This window comes from Xanthomonas sp. WHRI 6108 (assembly GCF_040202385.2).
GTDB classification, from domain to species: Bacteria; Pseudomonadota; Gammaproteobacteria; order Xanthomonadales; family Xanthomonadaceae; genus Xanthomonas; species Xanthomonas arboricola.
This window is the reverse complement of record NZ_CP168198.1, coordinates 3,732,151-3,756,546: the sequence shown is the minus strand read 5'-3', so window position 1 is coordinate 3,756,546 and position 24,396 is coordinate 3,732,151. Positions and strand designations below refer to the sequence as shown.

The window sequence follows — 24,396 nt, the reverse complement described above, 5'->3', positions numbered from 1 at the left end:
CACTCGCCACGCTTGAGTGCGCTCACGATGGCATCCATGCAGTGGATGCGCGCATGGGCGTCACCCGTTTTCGATCCACGGAGTGTGCCTTGATCATCGATGTCAAACCGCGTGTGGCGGATGTGTTCAGTCAGGTCTGGCGGACCCTGGCGGTATTGTTTGTGTGGGACGTGTTGATCACGATCATCTACTACGTGCTGCCGTTCCGCGCGCCCGCATTGCCGTTGACCATCTTCGGTTCGGCGCTGGCGTTGTTCCTGGGCTTTCGCGCCAACTCGACCTATCAACGCTGGTGGGAAGGGCGTGTGCTGTGGGGCCAGATGATCAATGCATCGCGCAATCTGGTCCGCCTGAGCGTCAGCATCCTGTCCGCGCCGGAAGCGGCAGCACTGGGCCGCACCATCGCGCTGCGCCAGATCGCCTACGTCAATGCGTTGCGCTGCCAGCTGCGGCGGCTGCCGGTGGCGATGGCACTGGAGCCGCGTCTGCATGCCGACGAAGTGGCCGCGGTGATCACGCGCACCAATGTCGCCAATGGCCTGCTCGACACCACCGGGCGCAGCGTCGAGCAGGCGCGTCGCGATGGCTGGATCGACAGCATTCAACAAGCCAGTGTCGAGCGCATCCTGGTGGATATCGCCAACGCGCAGGGCGGCATGGAACGGCTGAAGAATACGCCGTTGCCGTACCAATACCGCTTCTACCCGAACCTGTTCACGCGGCTGTTCTGCGTGCTGCTGCCGATCGGCCTGGTGGAGACGCTGCAATATGCGACGCCGGTGGGGTCGACGGTGGCAGGTCTGATGTTCCTGGCAGTACTCAAGATCGGCGACGAACTGGTCGACCCGTTCGCCAATGCCATCCACGACCTGCCGCTGGACAGCATGTGCCGGACGGTGGAAATCGACGCGCTGCAGGCCATCGGCGAACAGGCGCCCGAGCCGATGCAGCCGGTGGATGGCGTGCTGTGGTGAGTGCATCGCGCCTGCATCAATGCGGTTTGTGCGTATCCAGACGGCGTTGAGGCGCAGGCTCTCGGTCAGCTCGAGAGCTGATCGAATGCTGCGGATGCGTCGGTTGTAGGGCGGCTGATCTGCAGACTGGCTGCAGGGGGCCTTGCCCGCGTACCGTCACGGGACACGCTGCAAATCCGTCCATGTAGGTTCTTGCGCGGACGCGGCATCCATGCCGCGTAAGGTCCCGCGAGCGGTGAGGCAACGCGCACTCGACCAACCAGGCTGTTGAGCTGAACATTCGGCCGCATCCACGCGACGCGAGCGCGTTGCCGCCATCGGTACAGCGTTCAAGAAGTTCTCCTGGCGGCTCCTGTCTACAGAAGTGCGCGTTCGCCGACCGCTGCTGCTGCCAGATTGATCAAGGACGCTGTCGTGACGGATCCGATGCAGCCGGATCGGACGCGGTGGTTTCCGTTTGTGGTGCAGCGCTGTCTTTGTCCTCTCGCTGCAGCGCATTTGTCGACGTGCTGTCGATCAATATCACTGGGACCTGCGAGCGCCGACGCTGTTCGACGCGATGCGGCAATGGGCCGAGTGCTTCACGTAATGCGCTTAGCGCCGGGTCGACCCCACGCAGCGGATACCACAGGCCGATCAGGCTGAAGTGGCGGCTGTAGCGCAGCGTCTGCGTGCTGCCCACCCACAATGGTTGCGCGCCGGGCTGCAGGCGTGCGGCCGCCGGCCACAGGCGCAACACATGCACATGGCCGGGCCCGGCGTGACGCACCATCAGCAGCGCTTCGACCTGCGTGTCCAGCGTGGCCGGCAGGATCGGCACCTCGTCCGGGCGGCCGCCGACATCCAGCAGATGCAGCGCCTGCTCCCAGCCGGCTTGTGGCTGCATGCGCCACCCGCGTGCTTCCAGCTGGCGCTGCAGCGGTGCCAGCGGGCCGGCCAGTTGCACGTCCAGCGGCCAGCGCTGGTCGTCGTCGAATTCGTTGCGGCGTGCCGGCAGCAGGCGCCACTGGCCATCCCACCAGTCGCTGGCGGGCAACTCCATCAGCAACGGTGGCGGCGGTTCGAACCTGGCCAGCTTGGTGCCCAGGTTGCGCGGTGCGAACACGATCGCGCAGGTCAGGAACACGCCGTAAAAGATCCACGAGACCGGCTTGACCCAGAACGCACGGGTGGCACGACGGCGATAGGCGATGCCCAGCACCAGCAGCCAGAAGATGCCGAACAGCATGCCGCCGACCACGTCGCTGAGCCAGTGCGCGCCCAGATACAGGCGGGCGAAACCGATCAGCGACACGATCGCGCCACTGACCAGGTACGGCCATACCCGGCGCCGGCCCGGCAGCTCGCGCGCGATCAGCAGCGCGAAGAAGCCAAAGCCGATCGTGGCCATGGTGACCGCCACCGACGGAAACCCGAAACCGCTGCTGGCCGCCGGCGGGCGCACCACCTGCACGGTGGCGCCCAGCAGTTGCGTCAACGCCAGGCCGAAGGCCAGTGCAATCACCCAATGCGCCACCGCCATCCAGCGGCGCCGCCAGGCCAGATAGCCCATTGCCGCCGCGATCGCCGGCAGCAGCACTTGCCAGTCGCCCAGCGAGGCCAGCGCCACCATCGGGTAGTCGGCCAGCGGGTTGCGCAGCGCCAGCATCAGATCGTGCACGGCCAGGTCCACGCGCAGCGGCTCACCGTGCGCCAGCACCACCATCAGCAACACGAACCAGCCCCAGCCCAGCAGCAACAGCATCAACGCCATCATCGCCAGCGGTACCGACTCGCGACGGCGCGGGTCGAACACGCTCACCGACCAGTTGCCCAGCACCGGATGCCGATGCGACCACTCCAGCAGGCGAGCCAGCAAGGCGTCCAGGTGGCCGGCCGACCAGCGGTACGAGTACAGCACCATCGCCCAGGCCAGGCCGATCACTGCGGCCAGCAAGGCGACCACCACGAACAGGCGGCCGGCGACTGCAGCCACCGCGTCGTAGGCAGTGCCCAGCACCCAGCCGGGCACCAGGAACAGCAGCGCCCACGAGATGCAGGCCAGGCCGCTGGCGATCAGATAGCGCTTGAACGGCATGTGCGACATGCCGGCGATGGCCGGCACGAACGGCCGCACCGCGCCCACGTAACGCGCGATCAGGATGCTCTTGAAGGCATTGCGCCGGAACAGTAGCTCGCCGCGCTCCAGCAGTTGCGGGTAGCGGCGAAACGGCCAGTAGGTGTGCAACTGGTGGCCCCAACGATGGCCGACCCAGAAACTGAGCGCATCGCCGATGAAGGCGCCCAGGGTGGCACAGGCCACCGCATACGGCCCGTTGATCTGACCCAGCCCGATCAGCACACCGATGGCGAACAGCAACGGCAGCGCCGGCACGATGGCGCCGAGCACGATCACCGCATCGGAAAATGCGATGGCAAAGATCACCACGCCAGCCAGGGTGGGGTGGTGTCCGATCCACTCCAGCGTGGCGTCGATCCATGAATTCATCCCGCGATTATAGGTGGGCATGGCGATGAGGTGACTTGCGCCCTCGTCACATCGCCCGGTCCGCTTCACCTCAGGTTGCGGGCTGGCAACGCCGCACGCCGCGGTGACATGCAGGCAACGCACGCTGTGGCGATGCGGGCGCCCCGCCTACAATGGGGGATGAGTGACGATCCCGCCGGCAACCTGCCGCTGAAGTCCGATACCTTCGGGCGCATCCTGTTGATCCGCGACGCCGATCGCCTGTTCGTGCGGCGCGACCTGAGCGCGGCGCCATGGCTGCTGCGCGGGGTGGCCTGGTGGCTGGCGCGGCGCGAAGCCCTGGCGCTGCGCCAGCTCGATGGCCTGGCGCGGACACCGCGTCTGTTGCACTGGGACGGACGCCATCTGGACCGCAGCTATCTGGCCGGCGACGCGATGTACCAGCGCCCGCCGCGCGGCGATCTGGCCTACTTCCGCCGTGCGCGCAGGTTGTTGCAGCAGTTGCACCGCCGCGGGGTGGCGCACAACGACCTGGCCAAGGAAGCCAACTGGCTGGTGCAGGACGACGGCAGCCCGGCGGTGATCGATTTCCAGCTGGCGGTACGCGGCAATCCGCGCGCGCCCTGGATGCGTCTGCTTGCACGCGAAGACCTGCGGCACCTGCTCAAGCACAAGCGCATGTACTGCCCGGCCGCGATCACCCCGGTGGAACGCCGCGTGCTCAAGCGCACCTCCTGGGTCCGCAAGCTGTGGTTCGCCACCGGCAAGCCGGTCTACCGCTTCGTGACCCGCCGCGTGCTGCATTGGGAAGACAACGAGGGGCGGGGGCCGAGGCCCTGAGGGGCGGGGAATGGTTATTGGGGATTGGGGATTCGTAAGAGCGTATGGCTTGGGCCTGCGGGTTGGTCGATGCAAGTGGGGGAGGCGATACGCTTTTGCGAATCCCGAATCCCGAATCCCGAATCCCGCACCGTTCTTGCTCGGGTTGTAAGCTTTTGCGAATCCCCAATCCCCAATCCCCAATCCCCAATCCCCAATCCCATGACCCTAAACGGCAAAACCCTCCTCATCACCGGTGCCTCGCGCGGGATCGGCCTGGCGATTGCGTTGCGGGCGGCGCGGGATGGGGCCAATGTGGCGATCGCGGCCAAATCGGCAGTGGCCAATCCCAAGTTGCCCGGCACCATCCACAGCGCGGCCGCGGCGGTGACTGCGGCCGGTGGGCAGGCGCTGGCGCTCAAGTGCGATATCCGCGACGAAGCGCAGGTGCGTGCCGCGGTAGCCGCCACGGTCGATGCGTTTGGCGGCATCGATATCCTGGTCAACAACGCCAGTGCGATCTGGTTGCGTGGTGCGCTGGAGACGCCGATGAAGCGCTTCGACCTGATGCAGCAGGTCAACGCGCGGGGCAGTTTTCTGTGCGCGCAGGCGTGCCTGCCGCATCTGTTGCAGGCGCCCAATCCGCATATCCTCACGCTGGCGCCGCCACCGTCCTTGAACCCGGCGTGGTGGGGCGCGCATACCGGCTACACGCTGGCCAAGATGGGCATGAGCCTGGTGACGCTGGGGCTGGCAGCCGAGTTCGGCCCGCAAGGCGTGGCGATCAATGCGCTATGGCCGCGCACGGTGATCGCCACCGATGCGATCAACATGATCGATGGCGTGGACGCAGCCGCGTGTCGACGGCCGGAGATCATGGCCGACGCGGCACATGCGGTGCTGACGCGCGAGGCGGCCGGATTTCATGGCCAGTTCCTGATCGACGACCAGGTGCTGGCCGAGGCCGGCGTCACCGACCTGAGCGGCTACGCGGTCGACCCGTCGCGCGCGTTGTTGCCGGATCTGTTTCTCGACTGAGCGCGGCCAACGGCCCGCGCGCGCAGCCGGCCTGATACGGGTACGCCGTCAGCGGCGCATGCGGCCAGCGCGATTCGAAAAAATCGATGCGGCGGACCAGCGGCCGCGCCCCGGCATGACAGCCAAGCCGTCGGCGTCCGGGCGTGAGCACAGGGAGTTCACAGTCGTGTTTGCTATCGTGCGCGGCTGAAACCGTTTCCAACAAGGATGTACAGCGCGTGTCTTCGATGTTCCGTGTAGTCGTTTTGGCGGCGTCCGTGTCCGTTCTGGTGGCCGCTTGCGGCGGCAAGTCGCCGTCGCCTGCAACCGATGCCAAGACGAGTGAAAAACAGCCGGACTCCCTGCAAGGCGTGACCGCAAAGCTCGGCGCCTACATCGACTGCTTCAACCGCATCGATGCGAAGGTGCACGCCGGCGCCAGGCAATACACCGGCTGGATGCAGGACCCGTTCGCCGGCCCGACCGGTCGCGAATCCGGCATGACCGGCCCGTACGATATCGACGCCTACGACATGAAGCAGTGCGATGCGCCGGTCAGCGCGGCCGCTGCGGCGAACCCGTCGCTGCCTGCATTGGACAAGGCGGCGCGCGACTACCGCGCGGCATTGAAGGCGCTGCAGCCGATCAGTCACGCGGTAGCCGACTACTACACGCGTCAGGACTACGAAGACGACCAGTTCGCCAAGGGTAAGCAGCTGCACCCGGAGCTGATGAAGGTGCTGGCCACCTATGCCGATGCCAGTACCGCCTTCAGCGCCGAACTGGACACGCAAAACGACGCGGCGCAACGCGAAAAACTCAAGATGCTGGAGCAGGGCGAGGGCCGCACGCGCGAATACTATCGGCTGGCGATGATGCTCGACGCCAAGGAGATCGCCGATGCGCTGGAACAGGAGCAGTTCGACGTGCCACGGGTCAATACGCTGCTGGACGGCTTCAACCGTCTCTCCGACGAGGCGCATGCCAAGGTGGCCGATCAGGAGCCGGGCAGGCTGGACTGGAACAGCTTCGAGACCGCTGCGGAAACCTTCCGCAGACAAGCCAAGGCGCGGGTGAAACGCGTGGTCGAACGAACGCCCTATAGCAAGATGGAACAGGGCTGGCTGGACAACCCCTCACTGGCGCCGGAGGGTTCGCCACGCAAGTTGCTCAACACGTACAACGCGCTGGTGTTCGAAAGCAATCGTCAGTAATTGCCGTGCTGCACCCGCCGCGCGCGTACCGAGGGTGCGCCGCGCCAGATGTCATTCGGCCGCACGCTGCGGCAGCCACCTCGTTCAACCCATCACTGGAACCCAAGATGACCCTTCGACTTCGTTATGCGCCGCTCACCGCGGCGATGGCTTTTGCCGCGCTGCTTGCCGGCTGCCAGAAAGACGCACCCGCCGCCGCAGTGGAAGGCGCCGACAAGATCAATGCCTACATCACGTGCTTCAACGGCGTCGAGCAGCCGATCCATGAGAGCTACCAGCAATACATCGAGTGGATGCAGGACCCCGAGGCTGGCCCGACCGGCAAGGAAAGCGGTATCCATGCACCGGGCACGGTGCTGTCGCATCACGTGGACGAATGTGGTGCGCCGATGACTGCGGCGCTGGCGCAAACGCCGGCTAACCCCGAGCTCGATCCGGTGGCCAAGACCTATCAGGAACGGTTCACCGCACTCAACGAGCGTATCGGCGAAGCGGTGCGCTACTACGACCGCGAGGATTATCTGCGCGACGACGGCAAGGGCATGAAGGCGCTGCACGCGCCGTTGATGCAGGCCTATCATGCGTTCTTCGAAGCCGGCGAAGCCATGAATGCCGCACTCGAACGTAACGAAGACATGCGTCGCCAGGCGCAGATCGATGCGATCGAAAAGGAAGAAGGCCGCAGCGCCTCCTGGTATCACCTGAAGATCATCGGAGAAGGCAAGCAGCTGGTGCAGGTGCTCGACAGCGACACGCCGGATCTTGCCGCAGCGCAGTCCCAGCTCGCGCGTTATCAAGGCATTCTGGAAGAGGCGCAGAAAGCCAAGATAGGCCAGGGCGATGCGATGTGGGGCCACATGGAACGCTCCGCCGACAAGCTGGCGCGCGAGTCGGGACGACTGGTCGAACGTATCCGCACCAAGACGCCACTGAACAAGAGCGAGCAGATGCTGCTGGAAAGCGGTTCGATGCCGCCGGGCGGCACCCGCCAGGCCGTGCTGGCCAGCTACAACGATCTGATCGACATGAGCAACCGCATGTCGCATTGATGCTGTGCAGGCATTCCTGTCGCGTTGTGTAAGCGGATCGCGCACTGCTTTCACCGTGCACACCGATTATCTCGACAGGTCCTTGCCCGCCCATCGTCGCGGGCTCTTACGCGGCATGGATGCCTGTAAGAGCCTACAAGGACGTACTTGCGGCGTGTCCTGCGATGGTGGGCGGGCAAGGGCCCCGCAGCAAAGCAACAGATCATTCGTTCTACGATTGATCCATCAGCACTATCCAGGTCCATCGAAACACACCACATAAGGAAGTCGAGACCTGGAAGCGTGACCGTGTTTAGGCGCGATCAGCTGCTGAGATCGAAAGTTCGGCGAGTCGACGGCGCGATGCCTCCACCGCTTGCGGGACATGCCGTGAATCCGTGCCAGCAGGCTCCCTAGCGGCATCCTTGCCGCCAAGGGTTCCGAAATCGATAAGACCACCGCACATGTCAGCCTTGTTGCATGCCGATGGGAACCGCAAAGCCGGCTGCCTCCGCTTCTCGGCGGGCGCAGGCGTTGCGTCGCGTCGGCAGCACCGCGTCAGCCGTTGGAGATCTCCGGCAGCGGCTCGGCACACTGGCGGCAATAGCGTGCGTCGGGCGCGTGGCCTTCCAGCCCGCAACGTGGACAATTGCGCGCATCGCGCTTGCCGGTGTGGCCACCTTCGCGCAGCGTGCTGGCCAGCTCGGCGGTGTAGATGCCGGTAGGCACGGCGATGATGCTGTAGCCGATCAGGATCAGGGCCGAGGTGATGAAGCGGCCCAGCGTGGTCTGCGGCACCAGGTCGCCAAACCCCACCGTGGCCATGGTCACGATGGCCCAGTACATGCTGGTCGGGATGCTGGTGAACCCATGTTGGGGGCCTTCGATCACATACATCGTGGCGCCGGCGATCACGGTGATGGTGAGCACGCTGAACAGGAACACCAGCACCTTGCGCCGGCTGCGCCACAGCGCGTCCACCAGTTGCCCGCTTTCTTCGATGTAGCGGGTGAGCTTGAGGATGCGGAACAGGCGCAGGATGCGCAGCACACGCACCACCAGCAGCGTCTGCGCACCGGGCACGAAGAACGACAGATAGCTGGGCAGAATCGAGAGCAGATCGATCACGCCCCACACGCTCAATGCGTAATGCAGCGGGCGCCGCACCACCGCCAGGCGTAACGCGTATTCGACGGTGAACAGGACCGTGAACGCCCATTCCAGCGGCACCAGCCAGTGCGCCGAATGCGAATGGATGCGCGGCACGCTGTCGATCATGATCACCACCACGCTGGTGAGGATCGCCACCACCAGCATCAGGTCGAAATTGCGCGATGGGCGGGTGTCGTGCCGGTAGATGATGTCGAACCATTGCCGGCGCCAGCCGTGGTCGGTGGCGGGAGTGAGCTGGGGATCGGAAAAGGGGCGCATCCGCGCATTGTGCCGCAGGCCGGCGAATGCGCGAGAATGCGCATTCTCCCTCCGCTTCTGTGACCCACCATCATGAGCACCGCTGCCGATTCGCCCCTGTCCCTCGCGCATTACTACCTGCCGGTGTATCGCCCGCGCCAGGTGGTGCTGGAGCGTGGCCAGGGCAGTCGCGTGTGGGACGACCAGGGCCGCGCGTATGTGGATCTGTCCGCCGGTATTGCGGTCAGCGGGCTGGGCCACAACGATCCGGACCTGATGGCCGCGCTGACCGAGCAGGCCGGCAAGCTGTGGCACACCAGCAATGTGTTCTTCAGTGCGCCGCCGCTGAAGCTGGCCGAAGAGCTGGTCACCGCCTCGCGCTTCGCGCACAAGGTGTTCCTGTGCAATTCGGGTACCGAGGCCAACGAAGCGGCGATCAAACTGGTGCGCAAGTGGGCCAGCAGTCAGGGCCGCCCGGCCGACAAGCGCGTGATCGTGACCTTCCGCGGCAGCTTCCATGGGCGCACCCTGGCGGCGGTCACCGCCACCGCGCAGCCCAAGTATCAGGAAGGCTACGAGCCGCTGCCCGGCGGGTTTCGCTATGTGGACTTCAACGATGTCGCCGCGCTGGAAGCGGCCATGGCCGCGGGCGATGTGGCCGCGGTGATGGTCGAGCCGATCCAGGGCGAGGGCGGGGTGATGCCGGCCGCGCCGGGCTTCCTGAGCCGCGTGCGGGCGCTGTGCGACCAGCACGATGCACTGCTGGTGCTGGACGAGATCCAGTGCGGCATGGGCCGGACCGGCACGCTGTTCGCGCATTGGCAGGAGCAGGTGACGCCGGACATCGTGACGCTGGCCAAGGCGTTGGGTGGCGGCTTCCCGATCGGCGCGATGCTGGCCGGCCCCAAGGTGGCCGAAACCATGCAGTTCGGCGCGCACGGCACCACCTTCGGCGGCAACCCGCTGGCCGCGGCGGTGGCGCGCGTGGCGCTGCGCAAGCTGGCTTCGCCGCAGATCGCCGAGAACGTAGCGCGTCAATCGGCGGCGCTGCGCGCCGGCCTGGAGGCGCTCAACACCGAGTTCGGCCTGTTCGCCCAGATCCGCGGGCGTGGCCTGATGCTGGGCGCGGTGCTGGCGCCGGCGCATGCCGGGCAGGCCGGGGCGATCCTGGATTTTGCCGCCAAGCATGGCCTGCTGTTGCTGCAGGCCGGGCCGGATGTGTTGCGCTTCGTGCCGGCACTGAATCTGACCGATGCCGAGCTGGCCGATGGGTTGGAACGCCTGCACCTGGCCATTGCCGAGTACGTGGCGCAGAAGTGATGGAGTCCTGCGCGTTCTGCACCGTCGTGGCGGGTGCCGCGACGGTAAGCGCGGTGGGGTAAGCGGCGCGGGTCGTTGCGTTTCTTGATTGGCGCTAAGTCACCCGGCGGGAGAGGGGCTCGCTTTTGCGTTCGTCATTAACCCGAAACGAACTCAAAGCGCCAACGCTGTACCTGACCGTGGACGCCGACGCGTTCAACGCTGCGAGCAGCGTCTTGCGTCATCCTTGAGGGTGATCAGTGCTTCGCGATGCTCAACGATTCCCGATTCCCAATCCCCAATCCCCAATCCCGGCCCTTCACCCCAGCCCATACCGTTTCAACACCCGCCGCAACGCCCGCGCATCGCGCACCGTGTCCGCATGCAGGCCGGCGGCACGCGCGCCGCGGACGTTGACGAATAGATCGTCGACAAACAACGTGCGCGCAGTACTAGCATCCAGTTGTGCAAGCGCGCGCTGATACACCTGCACATCGGGCTTGCGGCCGCCAAGCGCGCCGCTGCACAGCACGCGGCCCTGCAATAGCGGAAACAGCGGCGGCACGATCCGCTCAATCGCTTCCGCCATCAATGGCCCGTTGTTGGTGAGCACCGCCACCGCGGTGGTTGCCGCCACCGCCAGCACCTGCGTCAGCACCGCCGGGTCGGCGCGGCATGCCGCCACGCGTGCGGCGATCCAGGTGGCGCGATCGATCGTGCAGCCAAGGCCGTCGCTGAGCTGGGCCAGATAGGCCGGCGTGTCGATCACCCCGGCGTCGTAGGCGCGCTCCAGGCCCTGCTCGAACAACACCTGTTGCACACGCTGCGGCGTGCACGCCGCCGCATTGGCAAGTGCCGCCACACGGCGCGGCCGCGAATAGCTGGCCAGCACGCCGTCGAAATCGAGCAGTAACAGGGACGGTGCTGCAGGCGGCATGGGTGGGCTCGGAATGTGGCGGGGCAGCGTTGTCGATTCGCCACGGGATGGCAAGCGTGCAAGACCTGGTATGTCCGGATCCACGCAGGTAGGTAGGGATGGTACCCATTCAGATCGTTGAATTCGGCAGCAACCTACCCACCCGCGCCGCCCCTACCCTCCGCGCGGCGCTTGCGGTGGAACTGTGCTGGGTATGGTCGATGCATGCCGCATCCGCGGTGTCAGCCGGTCTTGGGGAGCGGGCCCGGTCACTCAGCACGTCACACCATCCAGGGGGTCGATTGCATGCGCAAGCGCTTGAACACCGATCAACTGGCGGCGTCGGTCGCCGCCATTCTCACCACTGCCACGCGTGGTCGCACGCTGGCTTCGATGACCTTGGTGCTGGCTGGCGCACACAGCCTGCCCGTCTTGGCACAGGAAGCGCGCACGCTGGACGCGGTCAGCGTGGTCGGTACCGGCTCCACGCGCACCACGGCTTCCATCTCCGTCGCCGAGATCCAGGCCCAGGTGCCCGGCGTGGCACCGCAGCAGTTACTGGCGAGCCTGCCCGGCGTGAATGTGCAGACCACCGATCCGTTCGGGCTGTACGAATTCGGCGACTCGATGACCATCCGCGGCTTTTCCGCCAACCAGATTGGCGTGACCCTGGACGGCATCCCGATCGAAACCTTCGACACCCGCGAAGGCGGCCCGATCACCCGCTACGTGTCCAGCGAGAACCTGCTCGACGTCACCGTGTCGGCCGGCTCCGGCGATGTCACCCAGCCGTCGTACCACGCACTCGGCGGTGCGATCCGCTACACCAGCCTGCCCCCGAAGGGCGGCGACAGCTGGAGCGGCAATCTCACCCAGACCATCGGCTCGGACGATCTGGTACGCAGCTTCGTGCGGCTGGATACGCCGGATTGGTGGGAAGGCGGCCCCAGCGCCTATCTGTCTGCCTCGCGCACGCAGGGCGGGGTGTGGGACATGGAACCGGCCACGCAAAAGAGCGATCACTTTGAAGCCAAGATCCGCCAGGCCTGGGACGTGGGCCACCTGACCCTGGGCTGGATCTACAACAACCGCAAGGACTACGACGTGCAGTCGTACAACTCCGACGGCTCGGTGGCGTGGGATCTGCACGAACGCATCACAGGCAATCCGGAAGTGGATGCCGAGCATTACAGCGAATGGCAGAACGGCCGCCGCGACTCGCTGCTCAGCCTGCACGGCGATTTCCTGTTCAACGATGCGATCGGTTTCACCTTCACCGGCTACTACGAGAACAAGCATGGTTACGGCGTCGGCGGCACGCCGCCGAGCACGGCCACTGGCCTGTACAACGATGCCATCGCCGGTACGCCAGGGCGCACCGACATCGCCATCAACGACCCGCAGATCGTCGATGCCAACGGCAATGTCACCCGCGTCGGTGCGATGACGCGGCGCGAGGAAATCATGGGCGGCGATCGCTACGGCGTGACCACCGCGGTGTCGTGGGAGACCGAGCACAACAAGCTCGAAGTCGGTGCGTGGTACGAGAACTACGACTTCGACCAGGTGCGCCCGCTGTACAACCTGGACCCGGCCACCGGCGCACTGCTCAAGGGCTCGCTGCCGATCGTCATCTACTACGACAACCACTTCTCCACCGAGGTGAAGCAGCTCTACATCAAGGACACGCTGCGTTTGCTCGATGACCGGCTCACCATGGAGTTCGGCGCCAAGGGGCTGGATGTCAAACGCGATTACAACGGCATCGCCAATCTCGATGACTTCAATGTCGGCGTGCGCCGCGATGTCACCATCAAGAACAGCGACTGGTTCCAGCCGCAGGTCGGCGCCAGCTTCCAGCTCGCCGACGGCGTGCAGGTATTCGCCAACTACGCGGAGAACTTCAGCTCGGCGCCGCGGCTGGCGTTGACCTCGGGCGCATTCAATCCGGATATCGCGCCGGAGGAATCGACCAATATCGATATCGGCATCCGCGCCGAATCCAGCCAGTGGAGCGGCTACGTCGCTGCCTACAAGATCGATTACGAGAACCGCATCATCGCGCTGACCGACCCGGACCCATTGGTGGTCGCACCCACGATCTACGCCAACGTCGGCGACGTGCAGACCTATGGTGCGGAAGTGTCCGGCATGTGGAAGCCGGCACCGGGCTGGCGGCTGGGAGCGTCGCTGACCTGGAACAAATCCGAGTTCCAGGACAACTATTTCGGCCCGGTCAGCGGCAACCTGGTGCAGGTGGAAGGCAACGAAGTGCCGGACTCGCCCAAGGTGATGTTCAGCCTCAACGGCGGTTGGGAGGGCGAGCATTTCTTCGCCAACCTCGACACCAAATACACCGGCAAGCGCTACGGCGACACGCTCAATACCGACCAGGTGGATGCCACCTTCATCGTCAACGGCAGCCTCGGCTACCAGGGCGAGGATGCCGGGTTCCTGGCCGGTGGGCGGCTGCAGTTGTCGGTCTACAACCTGTTCGACAAGGACGATGCGATCGGTGCGGTGTTCCCGAACGAAAGTTCCGGCTCGTACCAGTTGATCGCACCGCGCCAGCTGTTCGCCAGTCTGTCCTACAAGTTCTGAGGCGGTGATGCGGCCGGCGTCACTGCCGGCCGCGTCATGCGTTTTTTGTCAGTCGCACTCGTTCCATGACATGCAAGGACTACGCGTTGATGCAAGGCAATCATTCTGGGGCGATGACGCGGCGGCAACTGCTGGCGCGTATCGGCATGACCGCTGGCGGCGCGATGATGTACCAGGCGATGAGCAGCCTGGGCATGGCAGCCGAATCAAATTTCAAAGGGCCGCTACAACTGGATGGCGACCCGAAGGGCGCCTCGGTGCTGATTCTGGGGGCGGGGCTGGCCGGCATGGCTGCGGCCTTCGAACTGCGCAAGGCGGGGTACCGCGTGCAGGTGCTGGAATACAACGACCGCCCCGGTGGGCGTAACTGGACGCTGCGTGGTGGCGACCGTTACACCGAACTGGGCGGGGCGACCCAGCATTGCCAGTTCGACGACGGGCTGTACCTCAATCCAGGGCCGTGGCGCATTCCGCATCACCACAAGGCGGTGCTGAGTTACTGCAAGCAATTCGGTGTGGCCCTGGAGGCATTCAACCAGGTCAACTACAACGCGCTGTTGCACAGCCAGCAAGGCTTTGGCGGCAAACCGCAGCGCTTTCGCGCCATCGATGCCGATTACAAGGGCCACGTGTCCGAGCTGCTGGCCAAGTGCACGCAGCAGCAGGCGCTGGACAAGAGCGTGAGCCGTGAAGACCAGGAGGTGCTGTTGGAGTCCTTGCGCACCTGGGGCGCGCTCGACCACAAGTTCGGCTACGTCAAAGGCAAGGACAGCAGCGAGCGGCGCGGCTTTGCGCGGTATCCCGGCGGCGGCCTGTCGGGCAAGCCGGAGTTCTCCGATCCCTTCAGCGTGCAGGACGTGTTGCGCTCGCGTCTGTGGACCACGTTGGCGGCCGGCAACAACTACGAAATGCAGACCACCATGTTCCAGCCGGTGGGCGGCATGGACCAGATCGGCAAGGCGTTCGCGAAGCAGCTTGGCGATGCCATCACCTACAACGCCAAGGTCACCAGGATCGATCAGGACGGCAACGGCGTGCGTGTGTCCTGGCAGGATGCCGCGCACGGCGGCGAAGAACGCATCGCCAGCGCCGATTGGTGCATCTGCACGATTCCGCTGTCGGTGCTCAGTCGTATTCCGGTCACCGCCGGCGACGCGATGACCACCGCGATCGGCCAGGTGCCGTACGCGGCATCGGTGAAGGTGGGCCTGCAGTTCAAGCGCCGCTTCTGGGAAGAGGACGAGGCCATCTACGGCGGCATCAGCTATACCGATCTGCCGATCACCTTGATCAGCTATCCCAGCACCAACTATCACAGCCCCGGCAAGGGCGTGCTGCTCGGTGCCTACGTGTGGGGACTGGACGCCTACCAGTTCACCTCGATGCCCCCGGAGCAGCGCGTGCGCAAGGCGGTCGAATACGGCACGCAGCTGCATCCGCAGTATCCACGCGAGTTCGAGAACGGCATTTCGGTCGGCTGGCACCGTGTGCCGTTCACGCATGGCTGTTTCGGCATGTGGAGCGAGCAGGCGCGTGCCGAGCACTACACGCCGCTGTGCCAGATCGACGGGCGCCTGGCGCTGGCCGGTGAACACGTCTCCTATATTCCGGCCTGGCAGGAGGGCGCGATCTTGTCCGCGCACGATGTCGTCGGCCGTCTGCATCGCAAAGTGCTGGCCGGAGGAGGTCGCGCATGAGTCTGTTACCACGATTGGCCGCGGCCAGCTTCGTCGTTGCGATGGCTGCCTTGCTGGTGCCGCCGGGCGTATACGATGCGCAGGCGCAGAGTTCCGATGCCACCCAGCTGTTCCCGCAGCAGGGCTTTGCCAAGGCATCCGGCCAGGATGTCTACCAGGCGATCTGCCAGGGCTGCCACATGCCGGCCGGGCGCGGCGCGCAAGGTGCCGGCGAATACCCCGCGCTTGCCGGCAATCCCAAGCTGGCCGCCGGACCCTACGTCACCATGATGGTGCTCGACGGCCACGCCGGCATGCCCGGCTTCGGCGAGATGCTCAACGACCGCCAGGTGGCCGAAGTGGCAAGTTATGTGCGCACGCACTTCGGCAACGATTACGCCGAGCGCATCACCGTCGACGACGTCAAATCGCTGCGCCACTGATTCCCCCTTCTCTCTCATGCAAGGAGTTGCCATGTCCCGTCCAGTGACAGCCGTCCTCACTGCCGCCCTGGTGTGGTCTGCGGGTCTCACCGCTGCGCACGCCGCCGAGGTGATCCGCCACAAGATTCCCAACAGCGATTTCCCCATCGCTGCCGCCGTGGAAATTCCTGCCGGCAAGGCCACTGTCTATGTCAGCGGCAAGGTGCCGGCGGTGGTGGATGCCAGTGCGCCCAAGGATTCGGCTGCCGCCTATGGCGACACCAAGGCGCAGACGGTGAGCGTGTTGAACCAGATCAAGCAGCAACTCGCAGCGCTCGGCCTGGGGATGGGCGATGTGGTGAAGATGCAGGTGTTTCTGGTCGGCGATCCGGCCATGGGCGGCAAGATGGATTTCAACGGATTCATGGAGGGTTACCGCCAGTTCTTCGGCACCAAGGAGCAGCCCAACCTGCCGGCACGCTCGGCCTTCCAGATCGCCGCGCTCGGCAATCCGCTGTATCGGGTGGAAATCGAAGTGGTCGCCGTTCGTCCCTGAAACCGTCGTGCCGTCCTGCTGGAGGTTGTCATGAAAACTGCTCTTTCGCGCCGCATGTTTCTGCGCGATTCCGCGCTGTTTGCCGGCGCTGCCGGTGCAAGTGCGCTGCCGCTGCTGGCCAGCGCCGCCGAACGTTCCGCCGCCATCGCGCCGATGCCGGCCAGTGCGCTGTCGCCGGTGATGATCGGCTCCAACGAGTTTCCCGATGGCCCGTCGGCGGCCGCGGTCAAGGCCATCGCGCAGATCGCACCGCAAGGCGGACGCTACCTGCGCGATGTGCAGAGGGAGCTGATGGATACCCTGGCCGCCGAGCTCAAGCTGCCGGTCAATCACCTGATGGCCTACGCCGGCTCCACCGAGCCGCTGGACTACACGATGCTGGCGTTCACCTCGCCCAGCGCCGCGTTGGTCACCGCCGATCCCACCTACGAATCCGGCTGGCGCGCCGCCACCCGCAATGGCGCAAAACTGATCAAGGTGCCGTTGCGCAAGGACTTCTCGCACGATGTGCAGGCGATGTGCGCCGCCGACGCCAGCCCCGGCGTGATCTACATCTGCAATCCCAACAATCCCACCGGCTCGGTCACCGCACGTAAGGATCTGGACTACGCATTGGCGCACAAGCCCAAGGGCAGCGTGCTGGTGGTGGACGAGGCCTATATCCACTTTGCGCAGAGCACCAGCAGCGTGGTCGACATGGTCGCCGCGGGCGAGGACGTGGTGGTGTTGCGCACCTTCTCCAAGCTCTACGGCATGGCCGGCATTCGCCTCGGCTATGCGGCCGCGCGCCCGGACCTGCTGGCCAAGCTGATGTTCTACAGCGTCAACAGCCTGCCGGTGACCGCCGCCGCCGCAGGCCTGGCCAGCCTGCGCGATCCCGCACTGGTGCCGCAGCGACGCGCGCGCACCGCGGCCACACGCAAGGACGTGATGGAGTTTCTCGCCAAACAGGGCTACGCCTGCACCGCCTCGGAGAGCAACTGCTTCATGGTCGATGTGAAGCGCCCGGCCGCCGGCTTCAAGGACGACATGGCCACCCATGGCGTGTTCATCGGACGCAGCTGGCCAGTATGGCCGACCTGGTCGCGCATCACCGTCGGAACCGACGCGGAGATGGCACGCTTCAAGCAGGCCTTCGTGCAGGTGATCGCCGGCAAGCGCGGCCCGTTGCCGCTGCCGGACGCTACGGCCGCTGTGCATGATCCGATGGATGCTTTTTTCCGTTACGCATGAGGCGTTACTCTGGCACCACCGGCGCATGCGAACGCGCTGGTGTGGCCAGGTGCGCTGGGCGTCGCGCATCCCTTAACGCAGGAGTGTTCCCTTGAAAGTGTTTTCGACATTTGCCGTGCTTGGTCTGGTGCTGCTGGCGCCTTCGGCATGGGCGCGTACCTGCGCCGTCACCATCACCGGCAACGATCAGATGAAGTTCGACCAGAGCGCGATCAAGCTGGCGCCCGACTGCACGCAGGTGGACCTCACGCTCAAGCACTCCGGCAAGATGGCCGCCACGGTGATGGGGCACAACTGGGTGCTGACCAAGTCCGCCGACTTCCAGGCAGTGGCCAATGCCGGCATACGCTCCACCATTGCCGACAGCTATCTGCCCAAGGCCGACGCGCGCGTGATCGCGCACACCAAGGTGATCGGCGGCGGCGACAGCACCACGGTGAGCTTTCCCACCAGCAAGTTGAGCAAGGGCGGCGATTACACCTTCTTCTGCTCGTTCCCCGGCCATTGGGCGATGATGAAGGGCACGCTGAGTTTCGGTTGAGCTGTCACGTGCCGCAGGTGTGCGTGGCCGCGGCAGGAGTAAAGTGTGAGGGAGCTGGCACGCGGTTGCGTCGCGTGCTCCAGGGCGATCGCGACCGGAGTGGGCGGCGGCGCCAACCAGCGTCGTGGACGCTGCTTCTGGTTTCGGCGTTGGCGCATCAGCGTCTTTCGCCGAACGCGATGTAGTCTGCGTTTTTAACGGGCTTTCCCGGTCAATCGGTTGATCTACTCGTAGCTTGGCAAGGCGATGGCATTGGCGTCCCGTGCAAAATGGTTGTTGATGAACGACCTGAGTGCGGGCCGGCTGGCCAGGCGGATGGCATTGCGCAGCACTGCCAGGCCGAAGCGGGTATGCGGCCACAGCAGGCGCGGGACCAGCTTGGGAATGTTCTGCCCCTGTTTGACGAAGGGACGCATGATGCGTTCGTAGTGAGCGAAGGCGGTTGCCGGCGTGTCCGGCCTGGCAAGCTCCCCGGCAAGGACGTAGGCACCCACGATCGCAAGCGTGGTGCCGATGCCGGACAGTGCGGTCGGGCACCATGCCGCATCGCCGGTCAGGACCACCCGACCGTTGGACCAGCGGTCCATGCGTACCTGGCGCAGCACATCGAAGTAGAAGTCGTCGACGTCCGTCATCGCATCCAGGATGCGCGGAAACTCCCAGCCCAGCGCAGAGAACTGCGCACGAATGAAGGCGCGCTGTTGCGCCACGCTCCAGCTGTTCTCGTGACCGGGTCGCTTCTGGATGCCAAGATAGACTCCCAACTTGCCGTCGCGTGCAGGTTTCACCACCGCTCCCCGACCACCCAGCGTGTTGTATTGCCGCGCATAGACGCCGTCACTGGCGATCTGCGGAATGCTGAAGTAGGCAATCGTCAGGTCCATCCAGCGCGGCCGATTCTCTGCGGGGAAAACCAGCTCCCTGGTGTGCGAGCCGACGCCCTCGGCGATCACCACAAGTGCATAGGTCTCCTGATGGCCGCCGGCAAAGGTGACCTGGACGCCGCCGTCGTGCTGCTCAATGTGTTCGATGCTGTCACCGAAGCGAAAGCGCACTCCTTGCGCCGCTGCGGCCTCGTAGATGATCCGGGCGATATCGCCGCGGCGGATTTCCATCTCCGCAGTCGGGCCGCCGTCGGTGTCGGAGTGCGCCGCTTCGAAGCGGCCGACCACGTGATTGTCTTCGGTGACCCAATCGGTGCCGCGCTCCCGGGTGCTGCGTTCGAGCAGCAGCGCCTCCAGGCCCATCCGGCGCAGCACGTCTCGCGCGGTGCCGCGCACGTCCACGTTCTGTCCGCCGTCGCGGAACGCCGGCGCGCGCTCCACGACTTCAACATCGCGGCCATACCTGGCAAGCCACCAGGCCGTGGTGGTGCCGGCAACGCTGGCGCCAGTGACAAGGATACGAGCAGCCATGCTGTGAGCTCCCGATAAAAATACATCATAGATGATGTATTTTTATCGGCGAAAGCCAGCCCCGGCGCTGGTAGTCAGCCTGGCGACGTCTCCGGACTATCGGGCGGATCCGCTGCGCGCAACAACCCGCGTTGCAAGGCCTGCGCCAACGCGCTTTCGCGGCTGCGTGCATCGAGCTTGCGATAGAGGTTCTTCAAGTGGAACTTGACCGTGTTTTCCGACAGGTGCAGACAGCGCGCGATCTGCTTGTTGGAATACCCGCGTGCCAGTTGCGCGAGCACTTCCAGCTCGCGCTCGCTGAAGATGTCGCCGGCCGGGTCCTCGTCGCCGCTGAGGCGTTCGAGCAGGGCCTGGATGGTGAGTGCGCGGGTGGTGCCGCCGACGGTCTGCGGGTCGTGTTGACGCAGCGAGCGCAGCATCGCCTTGGCCGGCAGTCCGAGTTCGACGATCGCCTGCCAGCTTTGCGTCAGCGCTACATGATCGAGCGCGCTGTACAGATGCGGCAGCGCCGCGGCCAGTTCGCCACGCTGCTGCAGCACCAGTGCGATGCGTGCGCGGGTGCGCGCGAGGTGGCACAGGTTGTCATTGGCCAGGCAGGCCTGTTCGATCTGGCCAAGGATGGTCAGCGCGGCACTGCTGCGTCCGGCCAGCCGGTGCCAGCGTGCCAGCGCAAAGCCCATCGCCGCACGATCGCGCCAGCGGTGGGGCGAGCGCAGCGTATGCGCCAAGCCGGATTCGCCGCCGGTACGGGCGATCACCACATCGATGGCGGCATTGCCCGGATGTTCCAGCAACAGCATCAAGCGCCATGCTGCCGCCAGCTCGGACAGGCGTGTCAGCTTGCGCCCGTGGGCGATCTGTTCGACGTGTTCGAGCAGCGCCAATGCACTGCGCCCGCTGTGGTCGCGCACACGCTCCAGTCCCAGCGCGGTGTCGTAGGCGGAAGCCAGCACGTCCATGCCACCGTCGTGCTGTTCCAGCAGTTCCAGCGCCGGATGCAGCAGGTCGGCCGCATCGTCGTGGTGGCCGCGTTCGTAATGCAGTTGCGCGAGCAGGCACTGGCCGGCGGCCTCCAGCACGCGATCCAGTTGCGGGGTGCGCGCGCACCAGTTCAGGGCCTGCCGGTAACAGGCTTCGGCGTCGCCGAGTTGCCCGCGGTAGAAAAAGCTCTGGCCCAATGCCAGCAACGCCTGGCTTGCGCCCGGTTCGCTGCCGCCGCGCTGCATCGCGTCGCGTGCGTTCAGGGCGTAGCGTTCGGCCAATGCAAAGGCGCCCTGCGCAATGGCGGTGGTGGCGCAGATGCACAGCAGCATGCCGCGGCCCAGATGATCGTCTTCGTCCAGCGCGGATGCCTGCGCGGCGATCTGGGTCAGGCCATGCGGATTGCCGCAGATTTCGTCGAGGCGATCGCGCAACAGCGCCACCACCACCGTGTAGTCGCGCTGCAAGGGCTCACGCAGCGCCGCCGGGAAGTCGCGGAAGCGTTCCAGCAGCAGGCGCGCATGGCTGAACTCGCCGAGCCTTGCGTGCAGATGCGCCTGGGTGAGATTCAGCGCCGGGGTGTCGCGGATGGTGCGGTGTTCGAAATGCCGGAGCAGTGCGCGCACCTCGTGCGTGCCGTGGGTCAGCACCAGTTGCCAGGTGCCGGCGCGCGCGATGTAGCTGGCGGCCAGGTCGCCACACTCGGCACGCGATGCGTGCCGCACCGCTTCGGCCAGATGCTGATGCTCGCCAAACCAGCGTGCGGCCCGTTGATGCAGGTGCGTGGCCTGGCCGGGATGTTCGCGATCGAGCAGTTGCTGCAGGAAGTCGGCAAACAAGGGGTGATAGCGGAACCATTCGCGCTCGCCATCCATGGGCACCAGCAGGCCGTGGAAATGTTCCAGCCGCGCCAGCAGCCGGCCGCTGTCGTCGCGCTGGCGCACCGCATCGGCCAGCGCTGCGTTGACGCGCTCCAATGGACTGGTTCGCAACAGCAGGTCGCGCGTATCGGCATCCAGATCGTTGACCACCTGTTCGGCCAGGTACGCGGCAATCTGTGCACTGCGGCCGGAGAAACGCGCGGCCAGCTCCTGTTGACGCTGCGCGCCGCCCTCCAGCCACAGGCGCGCCAGATGCAGCGCCACCGGCCAGCCTTCGGTGTAGCGCAGCAATTCGTCCACCACCGGCGCCGGGACCTGGGGCCCCAGCAGTGCCTGCGCCTCGTGTTCATCCAGCGCCAGTTGCGCACTGCCGAGACGGCTGAGCTGCGCCTGCAGGTCCAGCCGCGCCAGCGGCAGTGCCGGCACGCGCCGGGTGGCCAGCAGCAGGTGCAGGCGTCCGCCGCCGTGTTCGACCAGGCGCAGTACCAGCTCGTCGACGATGCCGCTGCCGAGCCGGTCGTAATCGTCGAGAATCACGCTGATGCGCCGTGGCGCCGTGCGCAGCGCGCGGATCAGCACCGTCACCGCCTCGCGCGGATCCTGGTCGCGGTTGTGCAGCACTGCGGCGCACAGCGCCGGATCGGCACCTGCGTGCTGGATCGCCAACGCCAGATGGCCAAGGAAGCGCGCGGCATCGGCGTCCTCTTCGTCCAGCGACAGCCAGGCCACGGCCGCGTGCTCGCGTGCGCGCAGCTGCGCATGCCACTGCGCCAGCAGCGTGGTCTTGCCGAATCCCGGCGGTGCCAGCAGCAGGGTGAGTGGCCGGGCCTGGGCCTGATCCAGCGCCGCCAGCAACGCGCCGCGCACCACCGCACCGGTACGCGGCAGCGGCGGCTCCAGCTTGCTGGCAAGCAGCCAATCGGGAAGGGCGGAATCGCGCGACGGTGAGGGGCGCGGTGTGAGCAACGCAACAGGCTTGAGCATGAGGCGAGGGCGGCCCTGGCAAGCGTCGGCAGCGCGCCGGCTCGACACGCTGCAGATCGTGATGAAACAGCGGCGATGCAGATCGCGTCACCGTGACCGGCGACAACGTCATATCGGCTGCTTCGAGGGTCCCCACCCATGCCCATCCGTGGACACCTTTCAGAAAGGTATGACAGCCACAAGACAAAAGCAAAGCTTGTCGTTGCGCCGCCGCCTGAATGGCGCAAGCGATGGCCCAGGGTGCGTGCAAGCGCCAGGCAACAGCCGAGTCCATCCGGACGCCATGGGCCTGGACACGACGCCGGCGCCGCGCCTGTTCAGCGTCGGCGCGGAGTCGAGATACACATCAGGCATCATCGGTGCCGCGAGCCTTGCGGCCAGCGCCATCGGTGAGCATCGCGAGGCACGCGATCACGCCTGGCTTTCAACGCCACACAAGGTCAGCGTGCCCGTGCCAGCATGCAGGCAACGCCACATCTAAAGACGCCTCAGTGCGCCACTTCCGCAAACGCCTCGCGCGCGGCGGCCAGTGTGGCCTCGATCACTGCCGCGTCGTGCGCGCTGGACATGAAGCCGGCCTCGTACGCCGACGGCGCCAGATACACGCCCCGCTGCAGCATCGCGTGGAAGAAGCGATTGAAGGTGGTGATGTCGCAGGCAGTGGCCTGCGCGTAGCTCTCCACGATCTCGTCGGTGAAGAACAGCCCGAACATGCCGCCGACCTGATTGGTGGTGACGGCAATGCCGGCCGCGCGCGCGGCATCTTCCAGTCCCTCGCACAACACGCTGGTGGCCTCGCTCAGGCGGGCGTGGAAGCCGGGCTCCTGCACCAGCTCCAGCATCGCCAGGCCGGCCGCCATCGCCACCGGGTTACCCGACAAGGTGCCGGCCTGGTAGATCGGGCCGGCCGGAGCGATCTGCTCCATCAAGTCGCGCCGGCCGCCGTACGCACCCACCGGCATGCCGCCGCCGATGATCTTGCCGAAGGTGCTCAGGTCCGGCGTGACCCCGTAATGCGCCTGCGCGCCACCGAGCGCGACGCGGAAACCGGTCATCACCTCGTCGAAGATCAGCAGTGCGCCATGCCGGGTGCACAGCGTGCGCAGATGCTGCAGGTAGCCGGCCTGCGGCGGAATGCAGTTGGCGTTGCCGACCACCGGTTCGATGATCACTGCCGCCACGTCGGCGCCGATCTCGTCGAACAGGGCGGTGGCGCCTTCGAAGTCGTTGAAGCTGAGGGTGGCGGTCAACTCGCTGAGGCCGGACGGCACGCCCGGCGAGGTCGGCACGCCCAGGGTCAGCATGCCGCTGCCGGCCTTGACCAGGAACGAGTCGCCATGGCCGTGATAGCAGCCTTCGAACTTGACGATGCGGTTGCGCCCGGTGGCGCCGCGCGCCAGGCGCACCGCCGACAGCGTGGCTTCGGTGCCGGAATTGACCATGCGCACCATCTCGCAGGACGGCACCAGCCGGTGGATCGTCTCGGCCATGGTGACTTCGGCCGCACACGGCGCACCGAAGGACAGGCCGTCGCGGATCGCGCGCTCCACCGCTTCGCGTACTGCCGGGTGATTGTGGCCGGCAATCATCGGCCCCCACGAGCCCACGTAGTCGATGTAGCGGTTGTCGTCCACGTCGTACAGATACGGGCCATCGGCGCGCGCCACGAAGAACGGCTCGCCGCCGACCGACTTGAATGCACGCACCGGTGAGTTGACGCCGCCGGGCAGCAGCGTCTGCGCCTGGGCGAACAGGGCGTGGGAGCGGGTGTGGTTCATGCGCGCAGATCCTTGAGTGGTACCGAGTGGGGGCGGCGCAGCCCGACTGCGGGCAGCGCATTCGCCATTGTCAGGCTTGCGGCCCCTGTCCGCCTACCCACCAGGTGCCTGCCTACCCGTCGGAGCGGGCGGGTAGGGCAACCCGGCTGCCTATGATCGAACGGGACGGTATCGACGGTTTGGC

The 24,396-nt window shown here is 65.9% G+C and carries 18 protein-coding genes; 12 read left to right on the top strand and 6 right to left on the bottom strand.

Annotation, left to right across the window (positions count from 1 at the left end; all coding sequences use genetic code 11):
• Positions 1–89 precede the first annotated feature (89 nt).
• Positions 90–974, top strand: a complete 885-nt coding sequence (locus tag ABQ039_RS15790) for a bestrophin family protein (protein WP_024938088.1) — start codon at positions 90–92, stop codon at positions 972–974.
• Between the two features lie 400 nt (positions 975–1,374).
• On the opposite strand, the gene ABQ039_RS15785 is transcribed toward ABQ039_RS15790, so the two are convergent.
• On the bottom strand, positions 1,375–3,462 hold the full coding sequence (locus ABQ039_RS15785) for a VTT domain-containing protein (RefSeq protein WP_349777936.1): 2,088 nt from the start codon (positions 3,460–3,462) through the stop codon (positions 1,375–1,377).
• Between the two features lie 159 nt (positions 3,463–3,621).
• Here ABQ039_RS15785 and ABQ039_RS15780 point away from each other — a divergent pair, with 159 nt between their 5' ends.
• From ABQ039_RS15780 to ABQ039_RS15765, 4 genes are all read left to right on the top strand, one after another.
• Positions 3,622–4,281 (top strand): serine/threonine-protein kinase, encoded by a 660-nt coding sequence (locus ABQ039_RS15780; RefSeq protein ID WP_154832598.1) that lies wholly within the window; start codon positions 3,622–3,624, stop codon positions 4,279–4,281.
• A 201-nt stretch (positions 4,282–4,482) separates the two neighbouring features.
• On the top strand, positions 4,483–5,298 hold the full coding sequence (locus tag ABQ039_RS15775) for an NAD(P)-dependent oxidoreductase (RefSeq protein ID WP_184632491.1): 816 nt from the start codon (positions 4,483–4,485) through the stop codon (positions 5,296–5,298).
• A gap of 218 nt (positions 5,299–5,516) precedes the next feature.
• Positions 5,517–6,491: a YiiG family protein gene (locus tag ABQ039_RS15770; protein ID WP_024938091.1), complete on the top strand. Its 975-nt coding sequence runs from the start codon at positions 5,517–5,519 to the stop codon at positions 6,489–6,491.
• Between the two features lie 107 nt (positions 6,492–6,598).
• On the top strand, positions 6,599–7,540 hold the full coding sequence (locus ABQ039_RS15765; RefSeq protein ID WP_104575490.1) for a YiiG family protein: 942 nt from the start codon (positions 6,599–6,601) through the stop codon (positions 7,538–7,540).
• Positions 7,541–8,077: 537 nt separating this feature from the next.
• On the opposite strand, the gene ABQ039_RS15760 is transcribed toward ABQ039_RS15765, so the two are convergent.
• The gene (locus ABQ039_RS15760; protein ID WP_024938093.1) at positions 8,078–8,950 is read right to left on the bottom strand and encodes an ion transporter; all 873 of its coding nucleotides are present in this window, start codon (positions 8,948–8,950) and stop codon (positions 8,078–8,080) included.
• Between the two features lie 72 nt (positions 8,951–9,022).
• Here ABQ039_RS15760 and ABQ039_RS15755 point away from each other — a divergent pair, with 72 nt between their 5' ends.
• Positions 9,023–10,249 carry an acetylornithine transaminase gene (locus tag ABQ039_RS15755; RefSeq protein WP_024938094.1) on the top strand — a complete coding sequence of 409 codons (1,227 nt, stop codon included), beginning with the start codon at positions 9,023–9,025 and terminating at the stop codon, positions 10,247–10,249.
• A 298-nt stretch (positions 10,250–10,547) separates the two neighbouring features.
• Here the strand turns inward: ABQ039_RS15755 and ABQ039_RS15750 are convergent, their stop codons facing one another.
• Positions 10,548–11,165, bottom strand: a complete 618-nt coding sequence (locus ABQ039_RS15750; RefSeq protein ID WP_349777937.1) for an HAD-IA family hydrolase — start codon at positions 11,163–11,165, stop codon at positions 10,548–10,550.
• Between the two features lie 297 nt (positions 11,166–11,462).
• On the opposite strand from ABQ039_RS15750, the gene ABQ039_RS15745 reads away from it, so the two are divergent.
• The 6 genes from ABQ039_RS15745 (at position 11,463) to azu (ending at position 18,173) form a co-directional block, all read left to right on the top strand.
• Positions 11,463–13,745, top strand: coding sequence for a TonB-dependent receptor (locus tag ABQ039_RS15745; RefSeq protein ID WP_180968642.1), 2,283 nt, complete (start codon positions 11,463–11,465; stop codon positions 13,743–13,745).
• Positions 13,746–13,834: 89 nt separating this feature from the next.
• On the top strand, positions 13,835–15,442 hold the full coding sequence (locus ABQ039_RS15740) for a flavin monoamine oxidase family protein (RefSeq protein WP_024938097.1): 1,608 nt from the start codon (positions 13,835–13,837) through the stop codon (positions 15,440–15,442).
• A complete protein-coding gene (locus ABQ039_RS15735; protein ID WP_349777938.1) occupies positions 15,439–15,864 on the top strand; it encodes a cytochrome c in 426 nt (141 codons plus the stop codon). The genes ABQ039_RS15740 and ABQ039_RS15735 overlap by 4 nt, the downstream gene beginning before the upstream one ends.
• 31 nt (positions 15,865–15,895) lie before the next feature.
• On the top strand, positions 15,896–16,399 hold the full coding sequence (locus tag ABQ039_RS15730; protein ID WP_184613095.1) for a RidA family protein: 504 nt from the start codon (positions 15,896–15,898) through the stop codon (positions 16,397–16,399).
• Between the two features lie 30 nt (positions 16,400–16,429).
• Positions 16,430–17,632: a pyridoxal phosphate-dependent aminotransferase gene (locus tag ABQ039_RS15725; RefSeq protein WP_349777939.1), complete on the top strand. Its 1,203-nt coding sequence runs from the start codon at positions 16,430–16,432 to the stop codon at positions 17,630–17,632.
• A gap of 91 nt (positions 17,633–17,723) precedes the next feature.
• Entirely contained in the window at positions 17,724–18,173 is a 450-nt protein-coding gene (azu, locus tag ABQ039_RS15720) for an azurin (protein WP_016903022.1), read from the top strand.
• Between the two features lie 224 nt (positions 18,174–18,397).
• Here the strand turns inward: azu and ABQ039_RS15715 are convergent, their stop codons facing one another.
• The 3 genes from ABQ039_RS15715 to hemL form a co-directional block, all read right to left on the bottom strand.
• Positions 18,398–19,588 carry an FAD-dependent monooxygenase gene (locus tag ABQ039_RS15715; protein WP_349777940.1) on the bottom strand — a complete coding sequence of 397 codons (1,191 nt, stop codon included), beginning with the start codon at positions 19,586–19,588 and terminating at the stop codon, positions 18,398–18,400.
• 74 nt (positions 19,589–19,662) lie between these two features.
• Complete coding sequence (locus ABQ039_RS15710; protein ID WP_349777941.1) at positions 19,663–22,434, bottom strand: LuxR C-terminal-related transcriptional regulator; 2,772 nt, start codon at positions 22,432–22,434, stop codon at positions 19,663–19,665.
• 488 nt (positions 22,435–22,922) lie between these two features.
• Positions 22,923–24,212, bottom strand: coding sequence for a glutamate-1-semialdehyde 2,1-aminomutase (gene hemL / locus ABQ039_RS15705; protein ID WP_024938103.1), 1,290 nt, complete (start codon positions 24,210–24,212; stop codon positions 22,923–22,925).
• Positions 24,213–24,396: the final 184 nt, after the last annotated feature.